Here is a 23,632-nt window from a genome sequence, read left to right on the forward strand (position 1 = left end):
GGAATTCTGGATGAGCGCACTTTGTCTCAGAAAATCATAGACAACAGTCCATCAAGGATGCCAATGTCAGAGAACCGAAACGAGAGTTCCCCGTCCGATGAGTCGTCTGCAATCCCCGAGGTCCACTTTGGCGCGGTTGCGCCAACCAAGCCGTATGCGGGTGCACCGGTCGAAATCGAGACTTTCTCGCGAGAGGCGGGTCCGGCCGGAGAGGGCAGGCAGCCGCCTCCCGGTTTGTGGGAGGGCATGGACAGACGAGCCAGGGCCAACGTGGTTCCGGGGCTTGTGCATTTAGCAGAAATGCTGCCGGCCCTGCGTTTGCTCATCGGGCTGATGATTGCTTCCATCGTGATTCTTGCCCTCTATTTCGGGCGGGACATGCTGATTCCTCTGGCCCTGGCAATGCTGTTCGGCTTCTTGCTTGACCCTGCTGTCAGCAAGCTCAAGCGCTGGGGGCTGCCCAGAATGGCTTCGGCCATTGTGGTCGTGGCCTTTTCTCTGGCAGCACTCGGCGGCTTGGGCATGTATCTGGGTAGTCAGGTGCAGCAACTCAGTGCCGATCTGCCGACCTATCAATCGACGATTCGCGACAAATTGCGCAGCCTGCGCAAGAGCGCAAATATGCCCAGCGCCTGGGATGGCGTTTTCAAGACCTACAACACCGTTGAGAAAGAGATAGCCAGCGTGGACAACGCCAGGGCGCGGGTGCAGAAAGTGGAGGTTCAGCCTCCCGAGTCCAAGCCCACTACGCGGATGCTGCAGTGGCTGGGGCGTATTGCCGAGCCAGTGACGACCGCAGGCATCGTGTTGCTGTTTGTGATACTGATTCTGCTTGACAGGGACGAGCTGAGGGATCGGTTGCTTAGGCTGGTGGGAGGCAACCTCAATGTGGCCACCGATGCGCTGGATGAGGCCTCGCAGCGCATTGGCAAATATTTGCGCATGCAGTTCATCGTCAACGTCAGCTATGGCGTGCCACTCGCCATGGGCTTGTTGCTCATTGGTGTGCCAGGGGCGATTCTCTGGGGGGTGCTGGGCGCCATCATGCGATTTGTGCCTTATGTGGGTCCGATGATGTCTGCGGTATTTCCGCTGGCGCTAGCCTTTGCGGTCGATCCCAGTTGGGATATGTTTTTGATGACCCTGGGCCTGATTCTGCTGCTGGAGCTGATCAGCAACAATGTGATCGAGCCGTGGCTATATGGCTCAAGTACAGGTTTGTCGACCTTGTCAATCATTGTTGCCGCAACCTTCTGGACAGCGCTTTGGGGGCCGATCGGCCTGATTCTTTCCACACCTTTGACGGTGTGCCTGCTGGTGCTGGGGCGCTACATTCCCTCGCTCAAATTCATGGAGGTATTGCTGGGCAGCGAGCCTGTTCTCGGGCCGCAGCAACGGCTGTACCAGCGTCTGCTGGCCGATGACGCAGATGATGCCATCAGCATGGCCGTACAGTCCGTGGAGGAGCGCCTGCTCTCGAAGTCCAGCCAGGATGACAGAGCCAGTGCCGTCAGCGGGTTTTATGATGAGGTTGCCATTCCTGCTCTGCGTATTGCAACCCAGCAGCATCTGGAGTCGGCGACGGCCGAACATCGCTTGCGGCTGTCCAATGGCATGGCAGCCTTGCTTGAGGAGTTGCAGGACCAATATGCATTCAAAAGCACTGGCGAGCATGTCCGCGCGGCTCCCGGTGAAGGTGATCAGCGTCGATGCCTGCGCATTCATTGCGCGGGTGTGCGCTGGGAGGTGGATGCCCTGGGGGCAGCCATGGTGGCCCATGCAGAGAGCTTGCATGGTCATGAGGTTAGCTGCTCCGAATGGGCACTTGCCCCGGACTCGAAGTCCTTGCAGTTTGATGTCAATGGCTTGTTGGCCGATCGCGAGTGGGTTCAGGCCGTGAAGCAATCGGATCTATTGGTGCTGTCGATTTTCAATCACCAGCCACAAAGCATGGCGAGACGCATTGTGCGGCGCATTCGCCGGCATTGGCCGGGTGCACGAGTGGTGTTGTGCCTGTGGAATGCTCCAGCCGTGGCAGCTGACCCCGAGTTTGCCCGGCAGACAGGAGCGCAGGCCTGCGTGACCAGTCTGCGTGAGTTGCATCTGTGGGTAGAGGCCATGCAGGTTGGAGATCCTGGCGAGTGTGTGATTGCAGCTCCGATTCCCGACGATGATGAGCAGCGCGTCAAAATGCTGCATGAAAGCGGAGTGCTGGCACCAGCGTTGACAGCGCTATATCGCGATACGGCCAAGAAGGCCGTCAACGCTTTCAACACCAAGTGGGCTCAAGTTTCCTGGGTGGATGCTGAACGTGTCTTTGCGCCGGGCAGTCTGCTGCCGCTGCCTGCGCAAGAGGGCATTCAACAAGGCTTCCCTCGTGATGGCACGGTGTGCTCGTATGTCGTGTATGAAGAAGAGGCCATTGTGGTCGGAGACTTGGCGCGAGACCCCCGATTTGCAAGCGACTCGGTGGTGCATAGCCTTAAGCTGCGCTTTTACGCGGGTGTGCCTCTGGTGGACAAAAAAGGCAATGTGCTGGGCTGCCTTTCCATACTTGATGACGAGCCTCGCAACATGTCCGACGATGAGCTCGAGGTGCTCAGCAGCATGGCGAGGCAATTGATGGACGATGTGCGCGAAGCGCTCAAGCAAGGCCCTGCCGTTGAGGCTTGAGCGCTGTGTGCAGTGTCAGAGCGAGGTGCTGAGTATCTGCTCATAGTCCTGTGCGGATGCCAGCCGTGGATTGGTGGCGTGGCAGTGGTCCTTGAGTGCACCGCTGATGATTGCATCAAACTGTGCGCGCTCCACGCCCATGGCAGCCAGACCCGATGGCAGGTTCAGGCGGGCATTCATATCTCGGATCGCGTCGGGGATATCGCTTCCGCTGCTGAGGCCCATGGCATGTGCCATGCGGTTGAGGCGGTCCTCGCGCTGAACGCTTTCGGCTTCGGCATTGAAACGCACGACTGCCGGCAGGAACATGGCGTTGAGCGTGCCGTGGTGCAGGCGTGGGTTGATGCCGCCCAGGCTGTGACTGAGGCTATGCACGCAGCCCAGCCCTTTCTGAAAAGCCATGGCTCCTTGCATGCTTGCGCTCATCAATTGGCGGCGGGCTTCCGCATCGTTGCCATTGAGCATGGCCCGCTCAATATGCGCCCAGCCCCGGGTCAGCCCGTCCAGGCCAATGCCGTCAGCCGGTGGATTGAAGGCCGAGGCCATAAAGGTTTCCATGCAATGGGCTATGGCATCCATGCCGGTTGCTGCCGTCAGCATGGGGGGAAGGCCGAAGGTGAGCTCGGGGTCGCAGATGGCAGCCTTGGGCACCAGATGCCAGCTGTGAAAACCCAGTTTGCGATGATCGTCCACGATGATGATGGCGCCACGTGCTACCTCGCTGCCCGTGCCACTGGTGGTGGGTACGGCAATCAGCGGAGCAACTCGCTCTGTAATACGAGGCGAGCCGCCTTCAATCGTCGCGTAGTGCGAGAGCGGGCCTTCATGCGTAGCCGCAATTGCCACGCCTTTGGCACAGTCAATGGCACTGCCACCGCCCACAGCGACCAATCCATCGCAGTTCTGGGATTTGTAGATTTCAGCCGCAGCGCGCACAGCCGCTTCAGTGGGGTTGGAAGGAGTCTGGTCAAATACGGCATGGGGCAGGCCGCCCAGTGCATTTATGGATTTTTGCAAGATTCCTGCCGCCTTGACGCCGGGGTCGGTCACGATCAGCGGCTTGCTGATACCGACACGCTCGCATTCCTGGCGCAGCATTTGCACGGCGCCAAAGTCAAACTGGATCTGAGTCACGTAATTGATGAAGGCCATGTTCTGCTTGCTCAGTAGAAAGAGGAGTCTTGGCAATCTAGAAGCCTAGAAGCCGAATGCTGCCACGCAAAGACAGCAAACCCTAGGGGATGGGCAAAATCGTCTCCCAGGGGACAGGGGGCCTGGGTAGAGACGATAACGCCATCCCCTTCGATGCCAATTTGAAACATTGATGCTTCATGTCTTCATGTCTTCATGGCAAGACAATCCGTTAACAAAGAACTGTGGCGATGGCCGCAGCTCCTAATTCCAGCCTTCGCACCTTTGCCAAAGGCGGCGTACGTAAGCTGTCTGTGAGCGATGCAGCAGCTCTCGACCGCATCCTGTTTGTGTGGCAAACAGGCGTTCCTTTGGAGGATATCCCCCAAGTCCAGAACTATGGCAGGAGTATGACTTGCGAGCCGTGTCTGGCAGAAACTGCAGCTGGCGATGCTGGTGCGGCCGAGCGAACATGGCCAGGTTGACTGGGGTCGAGCCAGCATCGATGAATCCTCTACATCAAGCTCCTGGTGGGGCAGGAGATGGGCATAAATCCATCGGCAGCAAACATCACGTCGTAGGAGATGCCAGAGGCACCAGTGCTGGTGATCTTCGTCAGTAGTGCGAATAGGCCCACTCCATGACGTTCGAGAAGTATCTGGATGCGATAGCGGCGTGTCTTCAATCTCGATATGCAGAACCTAGTTGCCCAATGTAGCGACGCTGCAGCCAATCTTGGGGATGGATCTGTATTCCGCAATTAACACTGGAGAACGCTATCGAACTCTTGCGTCAGCCGCCTGCGCGCTCACGCACTTCTGGTGTGAATTTATTCACCTAGCTGCTCATAGATCGAGTTTCTCAAAGGGTTGAGTCTCTAGTAAATCGGGTGGGATTCAGTTCGCTACACCGGTGCTGCTTCAACGTTGATCGATCAGATAAGGCAATGTATTGCCTCAGCCCCTTCTACTGACTTTCCCTTGGTTTGAGAATACCCTCTGGCACTTTAATAGCTTTGTTAGTAAGCTTTCTTTGTTTGCAAAAAAGAGATGAGTTGCTAGTCAGATCGATTTCATAAAGGAGACAACGATGTCAGCATGGTCGCGATTCAAGATTTCGTTCGGTGCAGGGGTCCTGTGTGCGCTGTCGGTCAGTGTCACAAGCGTAGCCGCCCAGACTGTAAAAGTGGGGATGGTTGTTGGTGTTTCGGGCCCTGGAGCAGATATCGGCGAAAGCATGGTCCGTGGCGCGGACTTGTACTTGGCGTTGCATAGTAAAGACCTGCCTTCAGGCACGAAAGTCGAACTAATTAAGCGTGATGACGGTAGCAATCCGGATCGCACAAAGCGTCTGGCACAGGAGTTGGTCGTGCGTGACAAGGTCCAACTCCTGACTGGCGTGACTTTGAGTCCTCAGGCGTTGACTATTGCGCCGGTTTCGACAGAGGCCAAAGTGCCGACGTTGATCATGAACGCGACTACTGGAGCGTTGACGCGCTCCTCCCCATATTTTGTGCGCTTCTCTTATGCAAACTGGCAAATGGCCTACACGATGGGGGCTTGGGCTGCCAAACACGACATCAAGAGCGCCTACACATTGGTAGCCGACTACGCTGCGGGTCATGACATGGAATCCGGCTTCAAGCGCGGCTTTGAAGACAACGGCGGCACCATCGTGGGTTCAGACAGGACCCCGATGGGGACGACTGACTATCTGCCTGCTATGGCGCGTATCAAAGCAGCATCGCCCAAGTCGCTATTTGTTTTTACGCTAAGCGGCGCACCGAGTATTGCAACGATGAAAGCGTTCCGTGACTCAGGTCTACAGGCTGCAGGTGTCCAGTTGCTCAGTACTGCACAGAATGTCTCGGATCAGCAGTTGCCCCAGACAGGACCAGCATCGGTGGGGATGATTAACAGCGCTGTGTACATCGCGACCGATTCGCGTCCAAGTGCCAAAGCGTTTCTGGCCGCATACCAAAAGGCCTATGGTCAAAACGCATATCCAGATCTACCTGCGGTCGCCGCTTGGAACAGCATGGAGGCGGTATTCGGGATCATCAAAAAGCATGGCGCGAATTTCACCTCTGATCAAGCTATGGGGGTCTTGAAGAATTGGAAATCTCCAAACACGCCTGCAGGCTCCATTGCAATTGACCCAGTAACACGAGACATCGTCCACGAGGTCAGTCTCGCAAAGATTCAGAAGGTCGGAGACAAGTACGAGAACGTCGCGTTCGACGTCGTAAAAGACGTCAAGGACCCTTGGAAGTTGGTCAACCCTGAAAAGTGATCACGATCCCTGGAATCGGTTTATCTTTAGGAAGCAGAGCGTGGACGTTCTCAACATACTGGTTGGCATCGCCTTCAGCGGTGCCGCTTACGCCATGGTCCTGTACATGACCTCTGTGGGCTTGTCTGTGACCATGGGCTTGCTAGGTGTCGCAAACCTGGCGCATGGCGCCTTTGCGATGGCTGGTGGCTATTTCCTCGTGACCTTCATGGATCAGCTGGGACTGCCTTTCGGCTTGTCTGTGCCACTGGCCTGCGTCAGCGTTGGCCTGATCAGCCTGATTCTTGAGCGAGCCCTGTACTCCCGCGTATATCGAGGCACTGAACTGGATCAGGTGGTTCTCAGCATGGGTCTGATCTTTATGGCCACCGCGGTGGCTCATGTCGAGTTTGGTGCACAGCCCGTCCGTGTTGTCCTGCCGGATTTGCTAAATGGGCAGCTCACGTTGGGAGGTTACTCATTCCCTGTGTATCGACTGTTCCTGATCTGTGCTGGCTTGTGTGTTTTCGGTGCGCTGTGGGTAGCGATTGAAAGAACCCTAGTGGGGGCACGCATCCGGGCTGCGGTGGACAACCGTGCGATGGCTGAAGCCACAGGGATGAACAGCAAGAGGATGTTTGCAATCGTATTTGCGCTGGGCAGCGTGCTGGCGGCTCTCGGCGGCTCACTCGGCGCAGAAGTGATGGCGATCGAGCCGGAGTACCCATTGAAGCACTTGGTGTACTTCCTCATTGTTGTTGCAGTTGGCGGCTTGGGCTCTGTGAAGGGGCCGTTTTTTGCCGCACTGCTTTTAGGTGTCGGTGACTCCGCTTGCAAGATTCTTGCGCCTGAGTTCGGCGGCATCTTCATCTATGTCGCGCTTTTCATTCTTCTTCTGATCCGCCCCAACGGCTTATTTGGACGCGTATGAACTCCCATCCCGCAATCAACGAACTTCTGTCGATCCGCCGCTTTCGTCGGATCGAGGCGCTCCCCTGGCTGCTGGCCATTGCAGCGTACTTTATCTTCCCACAGTACCTGCAGCTTGGCTCCCAGATTCTGATCATGGCGCTTTTTGCGCTTTCGTTCGACCTCTTGCTGGGGTACGGAGGCATCGTGACCCTGGGGCACGCGGCCTACTTCGGGGCAGGAGCTTATACGGCGGGTTTGCTTGCTAGGTATGGGTGGAGCGAGCCGATTTCGGCATTGATGATTTCTGGTTTGGTCGCTGGGGTATTTGGTGTCATTGCAGGGGCTGTGATTTTGCGCACCAAAGGCTTGGCGCTGCTCATGCTGGGGATGGCTGTGTCACTGCTGTTGTTGGAACTGGCCAACCACGCGGTAGGTATCACGGGCGGTGCGGACGGACTCCAAGGGATGGTTGTGGCGGCCGTGTTAGGCAAGTTCGATTTCGACATGTTTGGAAAGACTGCCTACGTGTACGCCCTTGTCGTTCTGTTCGCTGCTTGGCTGTTTGTCCGTCATTTGGTGAATGCACCGTTCGGTCGCTCTCTTGCTGGCATTCGCCAGAATCCCGCACGGATGCGTGCTCTGGGGGTTTCCGTATGGACGAGGCAGCTCGTCGCATTTGCAATCAGCAGTACTCTCGCAGGACTTGCTGGCGGTCTCTCTGCCCAAACCAATCAATTTGTCTCTCTGTCGGTATTTGGCCTGGAGCTGTCAGGGATCGTGATCGTGATTCTGGTGCTGGGTGGCGTTGGTCGACTGTACGGAAGCTTTGTTGGCGCATTGGTCTATATGGTGGCCCAAGACACCCTGTCGAAAGATCAGCCGGCATTTTGGCTGTTCTGGATTGGTCTGTTGCTGGTTCTGACAGTGCTATTCAATCGTGGCGGCTTGCTTGGTATAGCTGACTTGCTGTGCCAGAAATTGAGGCGCTCTGAGCTCGAGCGACTGGAGGTCGCCAAATGACGCAACCCATTATTCAAACCAAAAATTTGGTCAGGAAGTATGGAGCCTTCGTTGCCACCGATAACGTCACTTTCTCGATGAACGCGGGCGAGCGGCGAGCTCTGATTGGTCCCAACGGTGCTGGCAAAACTACATTTCTGAACTTGCTCACTGGGCAGGTTGCTCCAACCAGCGGCAGCGTTTTGCTCGCTGGAGAGGACATCAGCAATGTACCCATGCACCATCGCGTGCGCAGTGGCATCGTGCGAACGTTTCAGCTCAATACGTTGTTGCGGGAATCTAGTGTCCTTGAGAACGTGCAGTTGGCTGTACTGGAGCGACGCGGTGTTGGATCTCGCCTGTTTGGTGGAGCTCGTGAGCAGCGCGAGGCCGCGGAAGTGGCCATGGACATCCTCAAGAAGCTGGGAATGGCGTCGCACGCTGGCCATCGTATTTCGGCCCTTGCCTACGGGCGGCAGCGCTTGGTGGAGATTGCCATCGCGCTCGCGCTGGAGCCCAAAGTACTGCTACTAGACGAGCCAGCAGCAGGCGTTCCGCCTGCAGACTCTCATTTGGTGATGGACACCATTGCAAGTCTGCCTGGCGAGATTGCTGTACTGATCATTGAACACGACATGAAGCTCGTGTTCCGCTTTGCCAAGCAAATCAGTGTGTTGGTGCGAGGACGGCTCCTGACAGAAGGAACGCCGGCTGAAATTGCTGCGGACCCACAGGTTCGAGAAGTCTATTTGGGAAGGGCGCACCATGCGTGATTCGATATTGACATGTGCTCGGCTTTGCTCTGGTTGGGGTGATACCCAAGTTCTATCTGACGTTTCTCTTTCGCTTGGTGCCGGAGAGGTTTTGGCGCTGCTCGGGCGCAACGGCGTTGGCAAAAGTACCTTGCTTTCGAGTGTTGTTGGCCGAGCTTCGTACAAGAGCGGGTCCATCGTTCTGGCGGGAACCAACATTGAGAAGCTGCCTGTGTACGAGCGCGCCAAACTTGGCATCGGCTTTGTGCCACAGGAGCGGGAAATATTTCCATCGCTGTCAGTGCGTGAGAATCTGCTCGTAGCCGCCAAGCCCGCTGCAGTGCCTGGTGAGAAACCCTGGAATCTGGATCGTGTCATTGACTTGATGCCTCGCTTAGGGGAGCGAATCAACAACGGAGGCAACCAGCTTTCCGGAGGGGAGCAGCAGATGCTCAGCATCGGCCGAGCACTCATGGGGAACCCGTCCGTTCTTCTGCTCGATGAGCCCATGGAAGGGCTTGCACCCGTAATTATTGATGGACTAGTCCAGGCTCTTCATAGGCTGCGCGCTGAAGGTGATCTGGCGATCTTGCTCGTTGAGCAGCATGTCTCCCTGGCATTGGAGTTCACCAACCGAGTCATCGTTCTTGATCGTGGTGTTGCCGTATATGACAACGAAGACGGTCGTGAAGTGCCGGATCAGGCTCGATTGGAGGCTCTTGTAGGTGTTTCCGAGCATTAAAAACATAGCCATATAGCTAACTAAGTTAGCTAATTAGGTAATACAATTTGCTCGCAGGTTGATGCAGACGATTAATGAATTGTCGGCTGAAGAGCTACGTGACCTGGCTCAACGCAAGAACAAACCAATGGAGATATGGACATGCTGAAGACTGGTGCTGAACATCTTGAGTCACTGCGCGATGGCCGCGTAGTTTTCGTCGGTGGCGAGCGCGTGATGGATGTGACGACACATCCTGCCTTTCGTCATGGTGCGCAATCGATTGCAGCCATTTATGACATGAAGGCTGCGCCTGAGAACCGTGACTTCATGACCTATGAGGAAAACGGTGGACGCTACAGCGGCTACTTTCTGCGTGCCCGCAGCAAGGCCGACCTGGAATTCCGCAGCCGCGTGCACCGTGCCATCGCTGCCCAGACGTACGGCATGTTCGGCCGCTCGCCGGACCACGTTGCCAGCTTCGTGACTGGCATGAGCTTGGCTCCCGAAGTATTTGGTAAATACGCCGACAACTTGATGGCTCATTACGAGCACATGCGAAAGAATGACATCTACGCGACGTACGCCATCATCCCTCCGCAGGCTGGCCGCAATCCTGAGCCTTACAAGAAGCTCAATATTCCGGTGCCGACCTTGCGCGTGGTGCGGGAGGAGGAGGATGGCCTGGTGATATCCGGCCAGAAGATGTTGGCAACAGGTGCGGCCTATACCAACGAAATCTGGATCGGCAACATCACGCCATTGGCACCTGACCAAGCCGAGCAGTCGATCACGTGCTCGATGCCTTGCAACGCACCAGGTCTGGAGCTGTGGTCGCGCAAGCCGTTAGCCCGTGATGTGAAGGCAGAGTTTGAGAATCCGCTGGCCTATCGCTACGACGAATCGGACTGCATGCTGCTGTGCAACGAAGTCAAAGTGCCATGGGAAAAGGTTTTCGTTCACAACGACGCTGCGCTGGCAAGCCAGATCTATGTGAAGACCCCAAGCCACACATATGGGAACCACCAGTCCAACGTGCGCTTCCACTCGAAGCTGCAGCTCATCCTGGGTCTAGCGGGCAAGATCACCAAAGCTTCAGGGGCTGACCAGGTTCCAGCAGTGCGCGAAACATTGGGCAAGCTGGCCGCTTGGGAAGGCATGCTTGACGCCGCTATCCATGGCCAGATCCAGAGTGCTGAGGAATGGCCCACGGAAGGCTTTATGTGCTTCAACCGCCGCTTCCAGTATGCGGCGCTGAACTGGTGTACCGAAAATCATTCGATCATCATCGATCAACTGCGTGAACTATGCGGCGGCAGTGTGTTTCAGATGCCTGCAGACATCTCGGTGATGGGCGATGCGCACATGCGTTCTCAGTTTGAGAAGTACTGGACAACGCCACAGACCGAGGCTGTCGAACGCATGAAGCTTTACAAGCTGGCCTGGGATTTGACGGGCTCTGAGTTTGCTGGCCGTCATCAACAGTACGAGAAGTTCTACGCGGGTGCTTCGTTTGTCGTGCGCAATTACAACTATATGCACACAGACTGGAAATCCTTGGAAGGCGTGGCAGAACATTTGATGTCCAGCTACGGCGTTCCTGCAGAATATCTGTAAATAGATTTGGCGCACGCCTGTCCGCATTATTAAGGATACATTGTCATGAATTACTCGTTTGCACCTTATCCGGAAATTGATCGAAAAGACTTTCGCTCTGCACTTGGGTTGTTCCCAACAGGCGTGGCGGTAGTTACTGCAGATGATGAAACAGGCGAGTTTCGGATTGGAATGACTATTACATCGTTCAATTCGGTCTCTCTCGATCCTCCACTGGTTCTTTTCTCTATCGATAAGAGAGCAATGAGCTTGCCGGCTCTTTGTAACGCCAAGATGTTCAGTATCAATGTGCTGGGTCAACAGCATGAGCATATCTCAAATCGATTTGCAACGGCAAAAGGTGATAAGTGGGGTGAAACGGAAGTGGAATTGCATGACGGGCTTCCATTCACGTTGGCCAATTCTATTGTCGCCTTTCAATGCGCTCCTTATGCCGAATACGACGGTGGCGATCACGTGATTTTTGTTGGCCGTGTATTGCGTATTCACAAGCGTGAAGAGGGCTCACCTCTGGTTTTCTTTAGTGGGCGATATGCCTCCCTGCAGCAGCCGACGATCTCAGCGTCGATCTGATGTTTTTTACCTAGGAGTAAGTGAAATGGCTGTTACCAAAGCTCATCACGAGTTTCACAAAATTGACCTCAACGCGCCAGGCTGGAAGCTGCCTGAAGGCTATGCCCCCGATTCCGGTGCGTTGGAGATCATCATCTCCGGCTCGCTGGACACGGAGAAAAAGCAGGGTAGTCGTACTCGTATCCTGCGCTTTCCGGCCGGCTTTGCAACATACAAGCCCATCGTCCATGACTACTGGGAAGAGGTGTTCATGTTGGAGGGCGACATGACCGTCGGCGCTGATGACAGTGGCCATGGTGGCGACTCCTTTGAAGGCTACACATACGCCGTGCGTCCCCCTGGAGCGTGGCATGGTCCCTTCCGATCGAAGAACGGGTGCTATCTGCTGGAGACCCACTACTACGATCCTGCTTGACAAGCTAAGGATCAAGATGCGTCACAATCTCCGGTTGTTCCATAGAACTTCTGGAGTTTCTGCATGCAGCGTCGCCCAGCGAAATCGAGTGAAAGCGCTACGAAGAAAGACAAGGAAAAAAAGTTGACGTTGGGTCCTACCGTCTCTCTTCCTGCGCTTCTCGACAAAAGCCCTCAGTCAGATAGCAAGTTTCGTCAATTGATCTATGACATTTATGTCGTGGCAGATCTTCTTGAATCGGCTCGCGAATATTTGGCGGAGCACTTAGGCGTTTCATCGTCTCAATACAACATTATTATGGTGGTTGCGAGACAAGGTGGTGAAAATGGAGTGAACGTCAGCGACGTTGCAACCAGACTCAACGTAACAGGCGCATTTGTGACCAATGAGGTAAAGAAGCTCGTAAAGAGCGGATTTATCCATAAAAAATCTAACCCTGATGATGGGCGCAGTGTATTACTAACTTTGACTCCATCTGGCTATGCCAAGGTACAGGCAATAGAGCCAGAAATTGTTTCAGTCAATAATAGACTATTTGGTGAGTTATCAAAATCTGATTTCCAGGAACTTTCTCGAATTTTAGGATCGCTTGTGGATGGGTTTGGCCAAACTGTAGCCTTGTTAAAAGCCCTATCTTCGGAGTCTGAAAAAAGTGGGAAAGCGATTTCGGGAATTGCAGGTAAATAGCTGCTGAAATAGGGATGGCTGATCGGTTAGCGGAGTTAATAAAGTTGAACTGCGCTCAGATGCATAACTTTGATCGATAGCCATGATTTATTTCTCTTACATTTCTGATAATCCCAACGGCAATTCCGAAAACCGAATTATTGGAATTAATCCGCGTCGTTTTATTGTTGCAGGTTGGACGGGGCGTGATGCAAAGGCCATTGAGCACCATATCGAAGAGCTCGCAGAGCTCGGTGTGCCTCGCCCATCCTCTGTACCGCTGTATTACCGCGTTGGAAAAAATCTGCTTTGCCAAGACTCCGTACAGGAGGTCATTGGTTCAGAGAGTTCCGGTGAAGCCGAGCCCGTAATGTTCTATGCAGAGGGGGAGTGGTGGCTGACGGTTGGCTCTGACCACACAGATCGAAAAGTCGAAGGCTATTCGGTTGCTGTGTCCAAGCAGATGTGTCCAAAGCCCATAGCAAATGCAGCTTGGCGCTGGTCGGAGATTGCGAGTTACCAAGACGCAATTCAGCTCCAGTCGAGCATTTTGGAAGGCGATAAATGGGTGACCTACCAGAGCGGGACACTTGCCTCGATCCGTCCTCTGGAGTCCTTGCGCGATGGTTTCTTCAAATCAATGAATGAGCGACTTGAGGGGAGCTTCATGTTCTGCGGAACGTTAGGTGCGATTCCTAACGAGCAGGGTAAGGGCATCCGTCCCGCAACACAAATGCAGATAGCGTTGCACGATCCGCGTAAGAACCGCTCTATCGTGCATCGCTACACCGTGGAAATGCTCCCGATTGTTGCTTGATACTTGGTGTATTCGAAGATCATGAGCCACAACATCTCCGAAATTAGAGTGCGCATACTCCGTGGTGAGACGACTCACGAGCGAGTGGTAGCCGGTGCCTTGGAGAAGGCCGCGCATTCTTCTGCCCAGCATGTCTTTACTGCTCTGTACGCAGATTCCGCGTTAGCGGCTGCACGATCTGCCGATCAGCTTCTTGCTGCGGGAGCAGAGATCCCGGCGCTTGCTGGTTTACCAGTTTCTGTGAAAGATTTGTACGACATTGCTGGTGAGCCAACACAAGCCGGAGGGATCGTTTATCGCAATGAGAAACCTGCGTTGGTTGATGCTCTAGCCGTTTCTCGCTTGAGAAAAGAGGGGGCAGCGATTGTTGGAAAAACCAACATGACTGAGTTCGCGTTTTCTGGCGTGGGCATCAATCCTCACTACGGCACTCCAGTGAATCCTGCGGATGCCAAAGTTGCGCGCATTCCCGGAGGTTCCTCCTCGGGAGCAGCCGTGTCAGTGGCGCTAGGTTTGGCGATTGCGGGGTTGGGTTCAGATACGGGTGGCTCGATACGTATACCTGCAGCGTTGTGCGGACTGGTTGGGTTTAAAAGTACTCAGTCTCGAGTCCCGAGGCAGGGAGCGCTTGAGCTCTCTCGGACGTTGGATACCGTCTGTGCAATGACGAGAAGCGTTGCGGACTGTATTACTGTAGATGCTGCTCTTTCTGGTGCTCCACTTGATGTGAAGCGTCGCCCGCTTGAAGGCATGCGGTTGGCAGTTCCACGTTCCGTCATGTTTGACGGTGCTGATAGCGTTGTCACTCAGACGTTTGAGCGAGCATTGTCTTGGCTGTCTCAAGCAGGAGCCCACATCACGACAATTGCGTTTGAAGAGCTTGCTGAGATTCCACGTCTGAACTCGCCTGGCGGCTTTTCAGCAATCGAAGCGTACGCGGTCCATAAAGCCAAGTTCGTGCATCAGCAACAGAGCTTCGACCCGAGAGTGGCGCAGCGCATTGCGTTGGGCTCCACTGTTAGCGCTGCAGACTACATTGAGATGCAGGACGCCAGAACGCGCTGGATTGCGCGTGCAGAGGCAGTACTGGCGCCCTTCGATGCATTGATTAGTCCGACAGTACCAATCGTTGCGCCTGAGATTGCTGGCTTGGTCAAGAGCGATGACGCATTCTTCAAGGCCAACGGACTATTGTTGCGAAATACGTTCGCGATCAATTTTCTGGACGGATGTGCATTCAGCATCCCCTGCCATCTGCAAGGCGATCTACCCGTTGGACTGATGCTGGCTTCCACAAATGGCAACGATGCTGATCTCGCATCTGTTGCACTCGCTGTAGAAGCTGCCTTGGACTCAAAGCGCGAGGTCGTGTAGCGACCATCAGGGGGTTATTACTCAGCTCCCTGTCTCTCTGTAGCCGAGACAGCTCAATCCATGATTAGGGGGCCGCTCTGGCTTTTCCAATGCCTAAAAGCCTTTTATAGCTGCGTCCTTTTGAGGCCGCCAGTTCGGGTAAGGATGGCATCGCCCGTTCAGCAGTTCATCTCAGCTTGTCAGTATCCGTTCGGCCTTGTTGTCTCCTGATCAATCTGCTAAACCTTGAGCTGGAAGTCCATACTTTTCGAGGGTGAATTTAGCTTACTATAAAAGCTTTTTTTGTAATGAAAAACCTTGAAAGATTCTTGATCATGACGACTACTCCTTCACGCTTGCCGGTGTACCTGGACTACAGCGCTACGACGCCTGTTGATCGACGCGTTTTTGATGCGATGGAACCCTATTTTTGCAGCATCTTCGGAAACCCTGCCTCCCGAAGCCATTCTTATGGATGGGATGCAGAGAGTGCTGTTGAGGAAGCACGGGGATTTGTCGCTGAGCTCTTGGGTGCTGACCCGCGTGAGATTGTCTGGACCTCGGGTGCAACCGAGGGCAACAACCTGGCAATCAAAGGTGCTGCAAACTTCTTGAAGGAAAAGGGCAAGCACATCATCACCCAGGCAACGGAGCACAAGGCTGTTCTCGACACCTTCAGAGATTTGGAACGCCAAGGCTTCACGACAACCTACTTGCCCGTCAACCAAGATGGTCTTGTTACGTTGGAGCAAGTTCTTGAGGCGATACGCCCTGACACCACGCTTGTGTCCATCATGATGGCTAACAATGAAACGGGTGTGGTTCAGCCCGTTGCGGAAATTGGCAAGGCATGCCGTGAACGCAAAATTGTTTTTCATTGCGATGCAGTTCAAGCTGCAGGGAAAATTCCAGTCAACGTTGATGAGATCTACGCGGATCTTCTGACGGTGACTGCTCATAAGCTGTACGGCCCAAAGGGGGTCGGGGCACTCTATGTAAGACGCAAGCCCCGCGTTCGATTGGAAGCACAGATCCACGGAGGAGGGCATGAGAGAGGGATGCGCTCCGGTACGCTGCCCACCCACCAAATTGTTGGGATGGGAGAGGCCTTCCGGATCGCTAAGCTTGAGATGGCAAGTGAAGCTCCTCGACTTCAAGAGCTACGTGATCGACTGTGGAAAGGCCTGCAGACCATTGAGGAGATCTATGTGAATGGATCTTCGGAGTCGCGCGTTCCCAACATTCTTAACGTCAGCTTTAACTATGTTGAAGGCGAGTCGTTGATCATGGCAGTTCGCGACCTAGCCGTGTCTTCGGGCTCTGCGTGTACTTCCGCTTCATTGGAGCCTTCTTATGTTTTGCGCGCAATGGGGCGAAATGACGAGTTGGCTCACAGCTCCATTCGCTTCTCTTTGGGGCGATTCACAACGGAGGCCGAGATTGACTTTGCTGTCAACTTGCTTAAAGAGAAGGTTGCCAAACTTCGCGACATGAGTCCTTTGTGGGAAATGCATTTGGAAGGTGTTGATCTTTCCAAAATTGAATGGGCTGCTCACTAAATGTGGGCGAAAACAAGTCTGTCCAAGCATTTGAAAGTAGGCGGCTTGATTCAAACGGTGTTTTGACGTCACCATGGGCAGCCCTGACACACTAGGCACGATCCCTTCGAAACCACTGCGGTGACTGGCTTGCTGTAAAGCTAATTCACACAAGCCAGAAGTGGTGTCGGTAGGCCGACTCCATGACGTTCGAGAAGTATCTGGATGCAATGCAGTCGTTGCAGATCTGTCGGGGCGGTCACGCAAAAAAATGGTAAGGCTTCACGTCGAAAAAGGTTACGACAACAGGCGCTGCCGTGTCTGCTTGAGGTAGTGCGGTATCGCCTGCAGGATTGCCAGGCGAGGAGCCGAGAGCAGCAACTCGGCACGCTGGCTTTGAAAAGCGGCTGGATGCCCGAAGTGTTGCTGAGATCGGCTGTCGCAATCATCTGTGCATGCTTCATGGATGGTGAGTGTGAGCGGCTCTTGGTGAAGAGGTTCTGGCCCAGATCAGATTGCTGCATGCGCCGGGATGCAGCTGCAATTGGCACGCATGTGCAAGCACATGTGTGCGGGATTTATGCAGAGGTTTCCTAAGCGATCCACATGCGTCACACAAACGCAAGCAGTCGCTGAGTCGAAATTCAGGTTGCGCGCAAGTGCTGGAACGCAGTCGGTCACAGCCAGCGGACTGGTCGGCCGTGACCAGTTCAATCGGAGTGGACATTCAGCCGTGGGCCGTACGATACGCCACAGGCGTCATGCCAGTAGCTTGTCTGAATGCCCGGATGAGGCTCGCCTCGCTGGCGAAGCCAAGGTTATCGACAATGCGTTTGAGCGGCTGTTGGGTTTCACATAGCACTTCGGCCACTTGGCGCAGTTTGATGCGTCGCATCCACTGAGCTGCTGCCAGACCCGTATGCTCATGCACTCGCCGAGCCAATGTTCGTGGAGAGATATGCAATTGAGCAGCAAGCGCCGGCAAGCGCAACTCGCCTGCAGGGCTGCGTTGCACAATCACCTGTGCATGACGTAGAGACTCATCAGTCAGAGTAATGAGTTCCAGATTGGCAAATGAGGCATGCAACACTGCCGGGCGTGGCAGCATTAGTAGATTTTGTAGATCGCGAAGCTCAGTGGGGTCTAGCCTCTTGGTCAACATGTGCTGCACGAGCGGCAGATATCCGTGAGCGCCGGCAGCCGTCAACGAGCCTTCGCTGATGATCATTGGCTCATCAAAGCTCCATTCAACGCGTGGAAAGCTGGTTTGCAATGACTCCCGCAGCCACCACGTTGCCGTTGCACGTTGCCCATGCAATCTCCCGCTCGCAGCAACTGGCAGAACTCCTGCGCAATAGCTCCACACCTGGGTTTCCTTGGGCAATTCCCGCAATGCTCGGATCACCGGAGCCAGTTTCTGCAATGGGGCTTGCAGGTCACTTGCAGACGATAGCCACAGGCCTGGTACCACCACTGCGTCCGCGCGCACAGCATGTAGGCAGGTCTTCGGAGCTATCGATGGTCCTTGCCAGGTTGTGACTGGCGTTGTATCTACTCCTGCCCAGATCACGTCGCACACCATGCGCCTGGCGCGCAGGTTAGCGGCTCGCACCATGTCCGCTACAGAAAATAGGCCGGCCGGCATGCATTCGGGATACAGCAGCAATGCAAGGCGGAATGGTTCCATTTGAGATGTGGAATCTGGCATGAATTGGTAATTAACTGACTAGTCTTGCCATTTTCCATGCAGAGGCATATCGGAAGAATGAGGCATTTCCTCCACCTCCGAGTTTTTCATGCAGATCACCCAGCTACGTAATGCCACTATCGTTCTAGAGTTTGAGGCCCAAGGCAGGGCCATTGGTCTGCTTGTCGACCCAATGCTCGCCCCTCGCGGAAGTCTGCCCGGGTTGCGTTATCTGGGGCGTGGGCGGCAGCGCAATCCAATCGTCGAGCTTCCTGCGAATTCAGAGGCCGTGCTTGAACGAGTTACGCATGCGCTGATTACCCATTGCCAGCGCGGACACTTCGATCACCTGGATCGCATCGGTAAGCGCTTTCTACGTGAGAGAAGGGTCCCTGTGTTCTGCATGCCTCGTGACGCGGAGTACCTTTGCCAGAGGGGCCTCAATGCAGAGTCGTTGAGCGGTCATGAGCGTCAGTTGTGGAGTCTCGGTGGTCACATTACCCCAATCCTCTGTGTACATGGGAAGGGGTGGGTCGGGCGATTCATGGAGCATGGTCACGGCTATCTGCTGGAATTGCCTGGCGAACCTAGTGTCTATGTGGCCGGCGACACTTTGCTTACTCCAGCGGTAAGTGACTGCCTGCATAGGCTGAGACCCGATATCGCCATCCTGCCTGCAGGCGGAGCACGCTTCGATCTGGGAGGGGAAATCCTTATGGATGCCAAGGATGTAATGGAAGCTGCAAGTTGCTGGCCTGGCGAGCTGGTGGTGAATCATCTTGAAGCGCTGGACCATTGCCCAGTCACGCGAGAGGAAGTGCGAGCTCTCGCTCAAGATGAGGGCGTCGCTGATCGAGTATGGGTGCCTGAAGATGGGCAGTGCCGTCGCTACAAGTCAGTCTTGCCGCCATTGGCTAGCAAGGGCACCTCCTGAGAGAAGGTGTCACACGCGTGTGACGCGAGAAGTTCCATGTATGGCCGCTTGAAACTGTGCAGGAAAGACCGTCTCTAGGGGCATAGAAAGACTATGGGGGTATCAGCTTCCTGGAAGACAAGCCGCTTTTATGAAGAATCGCTGTTCAATCACCGCAATGGAGCAGTGCGTGCAATATTGCCGATTTTCTCAAAATCCAATTCATCCAGTGCATGCCTGACCGCACTGACCAAGCCTTGGTAGTCTGTGCCGTTGTCTATGGCATCAATCCAGGCGTGCAAATCGCTCCAGTTCCCCCGCCTTGCAAGCTGCTCCAATTCGTACTTCTGCTCCTCCTGAAGAGCCTCCAGTTTCTGCATGGTCTTGTGCTCACTGTGTTTATCAGATGTGGGTGGAGGCATCAACGCTTGGAAGAGAGGACTATCCGATACCTGTTTGACCATTAGAAAAAAAACTGCGTTGGTACCACGCCCTAGATGGCTATCAATAGATAGATGGCCGGTCATCTTCTCAATGATGCGTTGTGCGATCAGTAGCCCCAGTCCTCGTTTTGCCTGAGTGCGACTAGCCGTCAGCGATTTTTGAATTCTGGCGAGCACTTCCGGCTCCATGCCGGAGCCACTGTCGCTAACCTCAAAGCGAAGATGCCATTTGTCTCGGCCAACGTACTTACCTTGCAGCTTCAGGTCAATGCTTCCGTCGAATGTAAATTTCGCGGCGTTGGACAAGAGATTGAGTACAGCCTGTTGCAGGCGCTTGCCGTCCAAGTAGATATGCACGGGCAGCATGCTCCGTATTTGCAGTGAGAACTTATTGCGTTGACGATGGGCCAGCGCATGAGCGTACTTGGTGAGTTCATCCAGCAGAGAGTTTAGATTTATCAACTGCTCATTCAATGCTAAAGGAGGCTGCAACTCATCTTTGGCATAGTCCACCAATTCGTCGATCAATGCCAATTGATAAGTAGCGCTTCTTTCAACTGCGGCCAATTTATCTATGTCAACTTTGCTCGGGGACTGGTGCATCAGTTGTAGATAACCAATGATCGCGGAGACTGGCGCTCGCAAATCATGACTGACATAGGCGAGCAGCTCCTTTTGCTCCAACGAACGTTGCTCAGCTTGTTCCAGAGCCTCTTTAAGAGCGCGAGTTTTGTACTTGACCTCATGTTCAAGGCGCTCTTGCTGCTGGCTTTGCCATTGGAGCAATGTGCGCTGTGCCTGGTGACGTTGGTGGGAATGCTGATAGGCCCAGCTGGTGATGACGAACAGACCGACCGTCAAGGCGGGTAGTACAAGCGCATATTGCTCGAAGAGCTGAACCAGTGCGATGTTAGGTATCAAGAGAGCGACGGCGCGCAGCAATGCACAGCATGCCAAGACAGATACGAGCAGCAAAGCTGTTAGGCTGCCAGGCCCTCCACTACGATGATAGATGTATGTGCAAGCCAGAATTGCTAGCAGACTCAGTGGCGCAAGGATGATGCCAGTTGGGGCAAACCAGTCATAAGGCCCAAATAAAGCACCGATGAGAACAATGCTTTCTAAGAAGGCAACGACCTTGAGCAGGATTACTCCTGCTGAGGGTAGATAGTTCTGGGTTTTTTCTAATCGCGCACGCAGATATAGCAATATGCTCAGCACGATGCCTGCAACCAAAACGTGATGAGCTCGGTAGCCCCATTCTGTACTGCTGGGCCAAAGTATTGTTTGTGCATAGCCACGGTAGGTAACTTCATAGAGTGCGGTCAGCAACAGCCCCAGTGTTTGCCATCCCATCAAGGGAGATCGCAGAATTCTCCAGAGCGCCGCAGAATAGACTACGAACACCAGTATGCTGCCAATCAGAAGTCCGCTGAACAACGCATAGTCACGCTCCACCCTATGCCATTGATCTACTGTATGCAGTGCGACTTTCAACTTACTTGACGCGTGACTATTGACGTGAACAAGTATGCGCACCTTCTCTCCTGGCGCGAGATTTATGGCGATCTGAGGTACTCGATTGAGCGACTCGTTAGGGTCACTGATTCCTGCCAGGGTTCGACTTGCGCGAACTTGACCTTCCTGCATGCGTACAACATAAAAAGTCACGTGTTGTAGCCAACTAACCCCCAAAGCCAGTTGCACTGATTGAGGGGTGTTTAGATCGTTGTGCAGTGCCAGCCTGAGCCACAGATGTGTCATATCGAATCGCCCTTCAAGCGCCTTGGCTGTAACGGTATGGAATCCGTCAATCTCATTGCTAGGAAGGGCTGCCACCTGTAGTGGTGCTTCGTTTGCCATACCTCGCTCCCAGACCTCAACAGTGTTGTCCAGGACCGGGAGGCCGAGAGCTACATCGCTGATCTGAATTCGAGGGGGCGCAGACGTTTCAAGTGCGCTCGCATTGATTGCCCACCATAGGAATATGCTGCAGAGCAGACGAACGTAGCTCGATGTGCATTGCCTCATGGTTTTGGACTCATGTATGAGCGCCGAAAAGATGATGGGGTACACCCAAAATAGGAATGAAAGGCTGATGAGAAATTAGCAGCGCTGGAAAATCCTACCGCTGCCGCAACTTCCTCTATATGCATGGCAGAGCTAGCAAGCATGCGTTGAGCCTCGTGAAGGCGAGTCTCCCGGATGAACTTGTAAACCGTGCTGCCCGTGTGCGCCTGGAAGACGCGTGTTAAGCGCTTTTCATTGGTGCCTAATTTGGAGGCTAATTCAGGCAGAGTAGGAACCTTGGACAAATCGGAAAGCACCAACTGCTGCGCCGCTCGCAGCAACGTTAAATTGTGATCAATGCTCAGTGTTTCCGTTACTCGCTCAAGAGCAGGGACTGACGGTTGCGGCTCTGGTGAAACGCGAACATCTTGAGATGACATTCCTTGGCGTTTCGCCAAAGCCAAGTGGATTTCCACACGCGCTAAAACTTCATTGATGTCGAACGGCTTTGGAATGTAGTCCACAGCACCTAACTGCAACCCCATTAAACGCTCTTTGGGGGAGGCACAAGAAGTCACAAAGATGACGGGAATGCCTGCTGTGGATGGATCTGCCTTCAATAGCCTGCAGGCGGCAAATCCATCTACGCTGCCCATATTTACGTCCAATAGGATTAGTTCAAATTGCTGAGTAGTGGCACGGCGATAGCCCTGCATGGCGTCCATGGCGACTGAAAGACGATAGCCATTACTTCGAAGCAGTTCCAGCAGGATTTTCAGTTCAGTCACGTTGTCGTCGATGACGAGGATTCGTTCACTCGAAGGGCCTGCAGTTGACCAGTAAGACACGGCAACAATCCGAAGTTAGATGGTTATTTTGAAAAACTATGGATTGTGAAGATGATTTTTAACGGTGTGTTACGTTTTGGAGCTGCAGGTCACGTAGATGTACCGAATATGACGTTTGTTTACAAGTTTTTCCGAAATTCAAAAGCAAATTCCTGTTTTTAAACATTGCTGTGATGGGGCGAATGTCTATCGAGAGCGAAATTGACATTTGTTTTGAATTGTTGTCTGGTAGGTAGATGGAATGTTCGCTTTTCCAAAGGCGTTCCAGATCGCTAACTCCTAGCATTCGCGAGCATTTGGCATTGAGCACCCCAAGGTAGAGGGTTCAGAACTTTGCCAAGGTTAGGAATCAAGGAGAAGTTCATGGAAGCCGTATACAAGTCTGGTGGAAAAGTCGCCTCTACAGAGCAAGGCCTGGTTTTAGATAAGCCTTCTGCAGTCATCCTCAAAGTTGCACCGGAACAGATCACCAAATCGACTCGTGTCGGTAATGATCTGGTGCTGACTTTGGTCGATGGAAAGCAAATCTATGTGAACGGATTCTTCGCGGAATATGCAGAGGAAGGACGTAACGATCTGGTCTTGGAAGATCAGCAGGGCGTGCTTTGGTGGGGTCAATATGGTGGGGCCTGGGAAGGCTTCGAGTTCACTGAGATCGAATCGAATGAGTCTGTTGCTGCGTGGCTGCCTTGGCTTGTGGGTCTGGGTCTGGGGGGGCTGGCTGTGTCGAGTGGCGGGAGCGGTGGAGGTGGGAAGAATGTCAACAATCCTCCAAAGCCCGTTGATCCCAATGAAGGGCTGAGCCCTGGTGCCCAGGGTCACGTGCCCGGGCAGGAGTTCAGCAATGGCGGTTACAAAGTCACTGTGCGCGAAGATCAGCCCTTCAATGGCAAGGTTGTGGGCAAGGATTCTGATGGTGATTCGTTGACCTACGGATTGGGCACTCCGCCCGCTCATGGCACAGTGTCCATCGACAGGAACACCGGCGAATACACCTACACGCCCAACAAGGACTGGAGCGGTCCGGGCACGGACAGCTTCGAGGTGATCGTGGACGACGGCAAGGGCGGCAAGACCACCACTACAGTGACGGTCAATATCGGAGCGGAGCAGGATGCGTACGACGACATCGAGGGCACCGGCTTTGGGAAGTCAGTCTCCGTCGACGTGTTGGGCAATGACAAGTTCGCAGGCCACAATGTCAAGATCACGCAGGTCAACGGCACAGCGATCGCCGAAGGCCAGACCGTGGCCGTGGCCGACGGCAGCGTCAAGCTGGTGGGCGGCCAACTG

19 protein-coding genes are annotated in these 23,632 nt (G+C 54.1%); 15 read left to right on the forward strand and 4 right to left on the reverse strand.

Going from position 1 to position 23,632, the window contains the following annotated elements:
• Nucleotides 1-246 precede the first annotated feature (246 nt).
• Complete coding sequence (locus tag P353_RS18370; protein ID WP_034372690.1) at nucleotides 247-2,673, forward strand: AI-2E family transporter; 2,427 nt, start codon at nucleotides 247-249, stop codon at nucleotides 2,671-2,673.
• Nucleotides 2,674-2,688: 15 nt separating this feature from the next.
• On the opposite strand, the gene P353_RS18375 is transcribed toward P353_RS18370, so the two are convergent.
• Entirely contained in the window at nucleotides 2,689-3,825 is a 1,137-nt protein-coding gene (locus P353_RS18375; protein ID WP_034372693.1) for an iron-containing alcohol dehydrogenase, read from the reverse strand.
• Nucleotides 3,826-4,893: 1,068 nt separating this feature from the next.
• Between P353_RS18375 and P353_RS18380 the strand changes: the two genes are divergently transcribed.
• The 12 genes from P353_RS18380 to P353_RS18430 all read left to right on the forward strand — a co-directional run bounded on the left by P353_RS18380 (nucleotide 4,894) and on the right by P353_RS18430 (nucleotide 16,459).
• Nucleotides 4,894-6,096, forward strand: coding sequence for an ABC transporter substrate-binding protein (locus tag P353_RS18380; RefSeq protein ID WP_052084928.1), 1,203 nt, complete (start codon nucleotides 4,894-4,896; stop codon nucleotides 6,094-6,096).
• 40 nt (nucleotides 6,097-6,136) lie between these two features.
• Nucleotides 6,137-7,006: a branched-chain amino acid ABC transporter permease gene (locus P353_RS18385; protein WP_034372696.1), complete on the forward strand. Its 870-nt coding sequence runs from the start codon at nucleotides 6,137-6,139 to the stop codon at nucleotides 7,004-7,006.
• Nucleotides 7,003-8,007, forward strand: coding sequence for a branched-chain amino acid ABC transporter permease (locus P353_RS18390; protein WP_052084929.1), 1,005 nt, complete (start codon nucleotides 7,003-7,005; stop codon nucleotides 8,005-8,007). Before P353_RS18385 ends, P353_RS18390 begins: the two co-directional genes overlap by 4 nt.
• A complete protein-coding gene (locus P353_RS18395) occupies nucleotides 8,004-8,759 on the forward strand; it encodes an ABC transporter ATP-binding protein (RefSeq protein ID WP_034372699.1) in 756 nt (251 codons plus the stop codon). The genes P353_RS18390 and P353_RS18395 overlap by 4 nt, the downstream gene beginning before the upstream one ends.
• Nucleotides 8,752-9,480, forward strand: coding sequence for an ABC transporter ATP-binding protein (locus tag P353_RS18400; RefSeq protein WP_034372701.1), 729 nt, complete (start codon nucleotides 8,752-8,754; stop codon nucleotides 9,478-9,480). The genes P353_RS18395 and P353_RS18400 overlap by 8 nt, the downstream gene beginning before the upstream one ends.
• A gap of 135 nt (nucleotides 9,481-9,615) precedes the next feature.
• A complete protein-coding gene (locus tag P353_RS18405; RefSeq protein ID WP_198529101.1) occupies nucleotides 9,616-11,076 on the forward strand; it encodes a 4-hydroxyphenylacetate 3-hydroxylase family protein in 1,461 nt (486 codons plus the stop codon).
• 45 nt (nucleotides 11,077-11,121) lie between these two features.
• Nucleotides 11,122-11,649: a flavin reductase family protein gene (locus P353_RS18410; RefSeq protein WP_052084930.1), complete on the forward strand. Its 528-nt coding sequence runs from the start codon at nucleotides 11,122-11,124 to the stop codon at nucleotides 11,647-11,649.
• A gap of 25 nt (nucleotides 11,650-11,674) precedes the next feature.
• A complete protein-coding gene (locus P353_RS18415; protein ID WP_034372704.1) occupies nucleotides 11,675-12,064 on the forward strand; it encodes a cupin domain-containing protein in 390 nt (129 codons plus the stop codon).
• 63 nt (nucleotides 12,065-12,127) lie between these two features.
• Nucleotides 12,128-12,751, forward strand: coding sequence for a MarR family winged helix-turn-helix transcriptional regulator (locus tag P353_RS28430; RefSeq protein WP_080750609.1), 624 nt, complete (start codon nucleotides 12,128-12,130; stop codon nucleotides 12,749-12,751).
• 82 nt (nucleotides 12,752-12,833) lie between these two features.
• Entirely contained in the window at nucleotides 12,834-13,547 is a 714-nt protein-coding gene (locus P353_RS18420) for a DUF2848 domain-containing protein (protein WP_080750610.1), read from the forward strand.
• 21 nt (nucleotides 13,548-13,568) lie between these two features.
• Entirely contained in the window at nucleotides 13,569-14,921 is a 1,353-nt protein-coding gene (locus P353_RS18425) for an amidase (protein ID WP_034372750.1), read from the forward strand.
• Between the two features lie 314 nt (nucleotides 14,922-15,235).
• The gene (locus P353_RS18430; RefSeq protein ID WP_034372706.1) at nucleotides 15,236-16,459 is read left to right on the forward strand and encodes an IscS subfamily cysteine desulfurase; all 1,224 of its coding nucleotides are present in this window, start codon (nucleotides 15,236-15,238) and stop codon (nucleotides 16,457-16,459) included.
• A gap of 706 nt (nucleotides 16,460-17,165) precedes the next feature.
• Here the strand turns inward: P353_RS18430 and P353_RS28435 are convergent.
• Entirely contained in the window at nucleotides 17,166-17,861 is a 696-nt protein-coding gene (locus tag P353_RS28435) for a helix-turn-helix domain-containing protein (RefSeq protein WP_232776691.1), read from the reverse strand.
• Nucleotides 17,862-18,234: 373 nt separating this feature from the next.
• Between P353_RS28435 and P353_RS28440 the strand changes: the two genes are divergently transcribed.
• Entirely contained in the window at nucleotides 18,235-19,059 is an 825-nt protein-coding gene (locus P353_RS28440; protein ID WP_080750612.1) for an MBL fold metallo-hydrolase, read from the forward strand.
• Nucleotides 19,060-19,208: 149 nt separating this feature from the next.
• Here the strand turns inward: P353_RS28440 and P353_RS18445 are convergent, their stop codons facing one another.
• Complete coding sequence (locus P353_RS18445) at nucleotides 19,209-21,344, reverse strand: sensor histidine kinase (RefSeq protein WP_232776693.1); 2,136 nt, start codon at nucleotides 21,342-21,344, stop codon at nucleotides 19,209-19,211.
• Between the two features lie 164 nt (nucleotides 21,345-21,508).
• Entirely contained in the window at nucleotides 21,509-22,339 is an 831-nt protein-coding gene (locus P353_RS28445; RefSeq protein WP_080750613.1) for a helix-turn-helix domain-containing protein, read from the reverse strand.
• A 363-nt stretch (nucleotides 22,340-22,702) separates the two neighbouring features.
• Here P353_RS28445 and P353_RS28450 point away from each other — a divergent pair.
• A partial coding sequence (locus tag P353_RS28450; RefSeq protein ID WP_157839632.1) for a BapA/Bap/LapF family prefix-like domain-containing protein occupies nucleotides 22,703-23,632 on the forward strand: 930 nt, incomplete at its 3' end.

Source organism: Comamonas testosteroni, from assembly GCF_000761245.1.
GTDB classification, from domain to species: domain Bacteria; phylum Pseudomonadota; class Gammaproteobacteria; order Burkholderiales; family Burkholderiaceae_C; genus Comamonas; species Comamonas testosteroni_C.

Excerpts from the sequence above, each read along its gene's own strand:
- P353_RS18370 (WP_034372690.1), top strand. The coding sequence starts at position 247 with ATGGACAGACGAGCCAGGGCCAACGTGGTTCCGGGGCTTGTGCATTTA.
- P353_RS18375 (WP_034372693.1), bottom strand. The coding sequence starts at position 3,825 with ATGGCCTTCATCAATTACGTGACTCAGATCCAGTTTGACTTTGGCGCC.
- P353_RS18380 (WP_052084928.1), top strand. The coding sequence starts at position 4,894 with ATGTCAGCATGGTCGCGATTCAAGATTTCGTTCGGTGCAGGGGTCCTG.
- P353_RS18390 (WP_052084929.1), top strand. The coding sequence starts at position 7,003 with ATGAACTCCCATCCCGCAATCAACGAACTTCTGTCGATCCGCCGCTTT.
- P353_RS18395 (WP_034372699.1), top strand. The coding sequence starts at position 8,004 with ATGACGCAACCCATTATTCAAACCAAAAATTTGGTCAGGAAGTATGGA.
- P353_RS18400 (WP_034372701.1), top strand. The coding sequence starts at position 8,752 with ATGCGTGATTCGATATTGACATGTGCTCGGCTTTGCTCTGGTTGGGGT.
- P353_RS18405 (WP_198529101.1), top strand. The coding sequence starts at position 9,616 with ATGGACATGCTGAAGACTGGTGCTGAACATCTTGAGTCACTGCGCGAT.
- P353_RS18410 (WP_052084930.1), top strand. The coding sequence starts at position 11,122 with ATGAATTACTCGTTTGCACCTTATCCGGAAATTGATCGAAAAGACTTT.
- P353_RS18415 (WP_034372704.1), top strand. The coding sequence starts at position 11,675 with ATGGCTGTTACCAAAGCTCATCACGAGTTTCACAAAATTGACCTCAAC.
- P353_RS28430 (WP_080750609.1), top strand. The coding sequence starts at position 12,128 with ATGCAGCGTCGCCCAGCGAAATCGAGTGAAAGCGCTACGAAGAAAGAC.
- P353_RS18420 (WP_080750610.1), top strand. The coding sequence starts at position 12,834 with ATGATTTATTTCTCTTACATTTCTGATAATCCCAACGGCAATTCCGAA.
- P353_RS18425 (WP_034372750.1), top strand. The coding sequence starts at position 13,569 with ATGAGCCACAACATCTCCGAAATTAGAGTGCGCATACTCCGTGGTGAG.
- P353_RS18430 (WP_034372706.1), top strand. The coding sequence starts at position 15,236 with ATGACGACTACTCCTTCACGCTTGCCGGTGTACCTGGACTACAGCGCT.
- P353_RS28440 (WP_080750612.1), top strand. The coding sequence starts at position 18,235 with ATGCAGATCACCCAGCTACGTAATGCCACTATCGTTCTAGAGTTTGAG.
- P353_RS18445 (WP_232776693.1), bottom strand. The coding sequence starts at position 21,344 with ATGGCAAACGAAGCACCACTACAGGTGGCAGCCCTTCCTAGCAATGAG.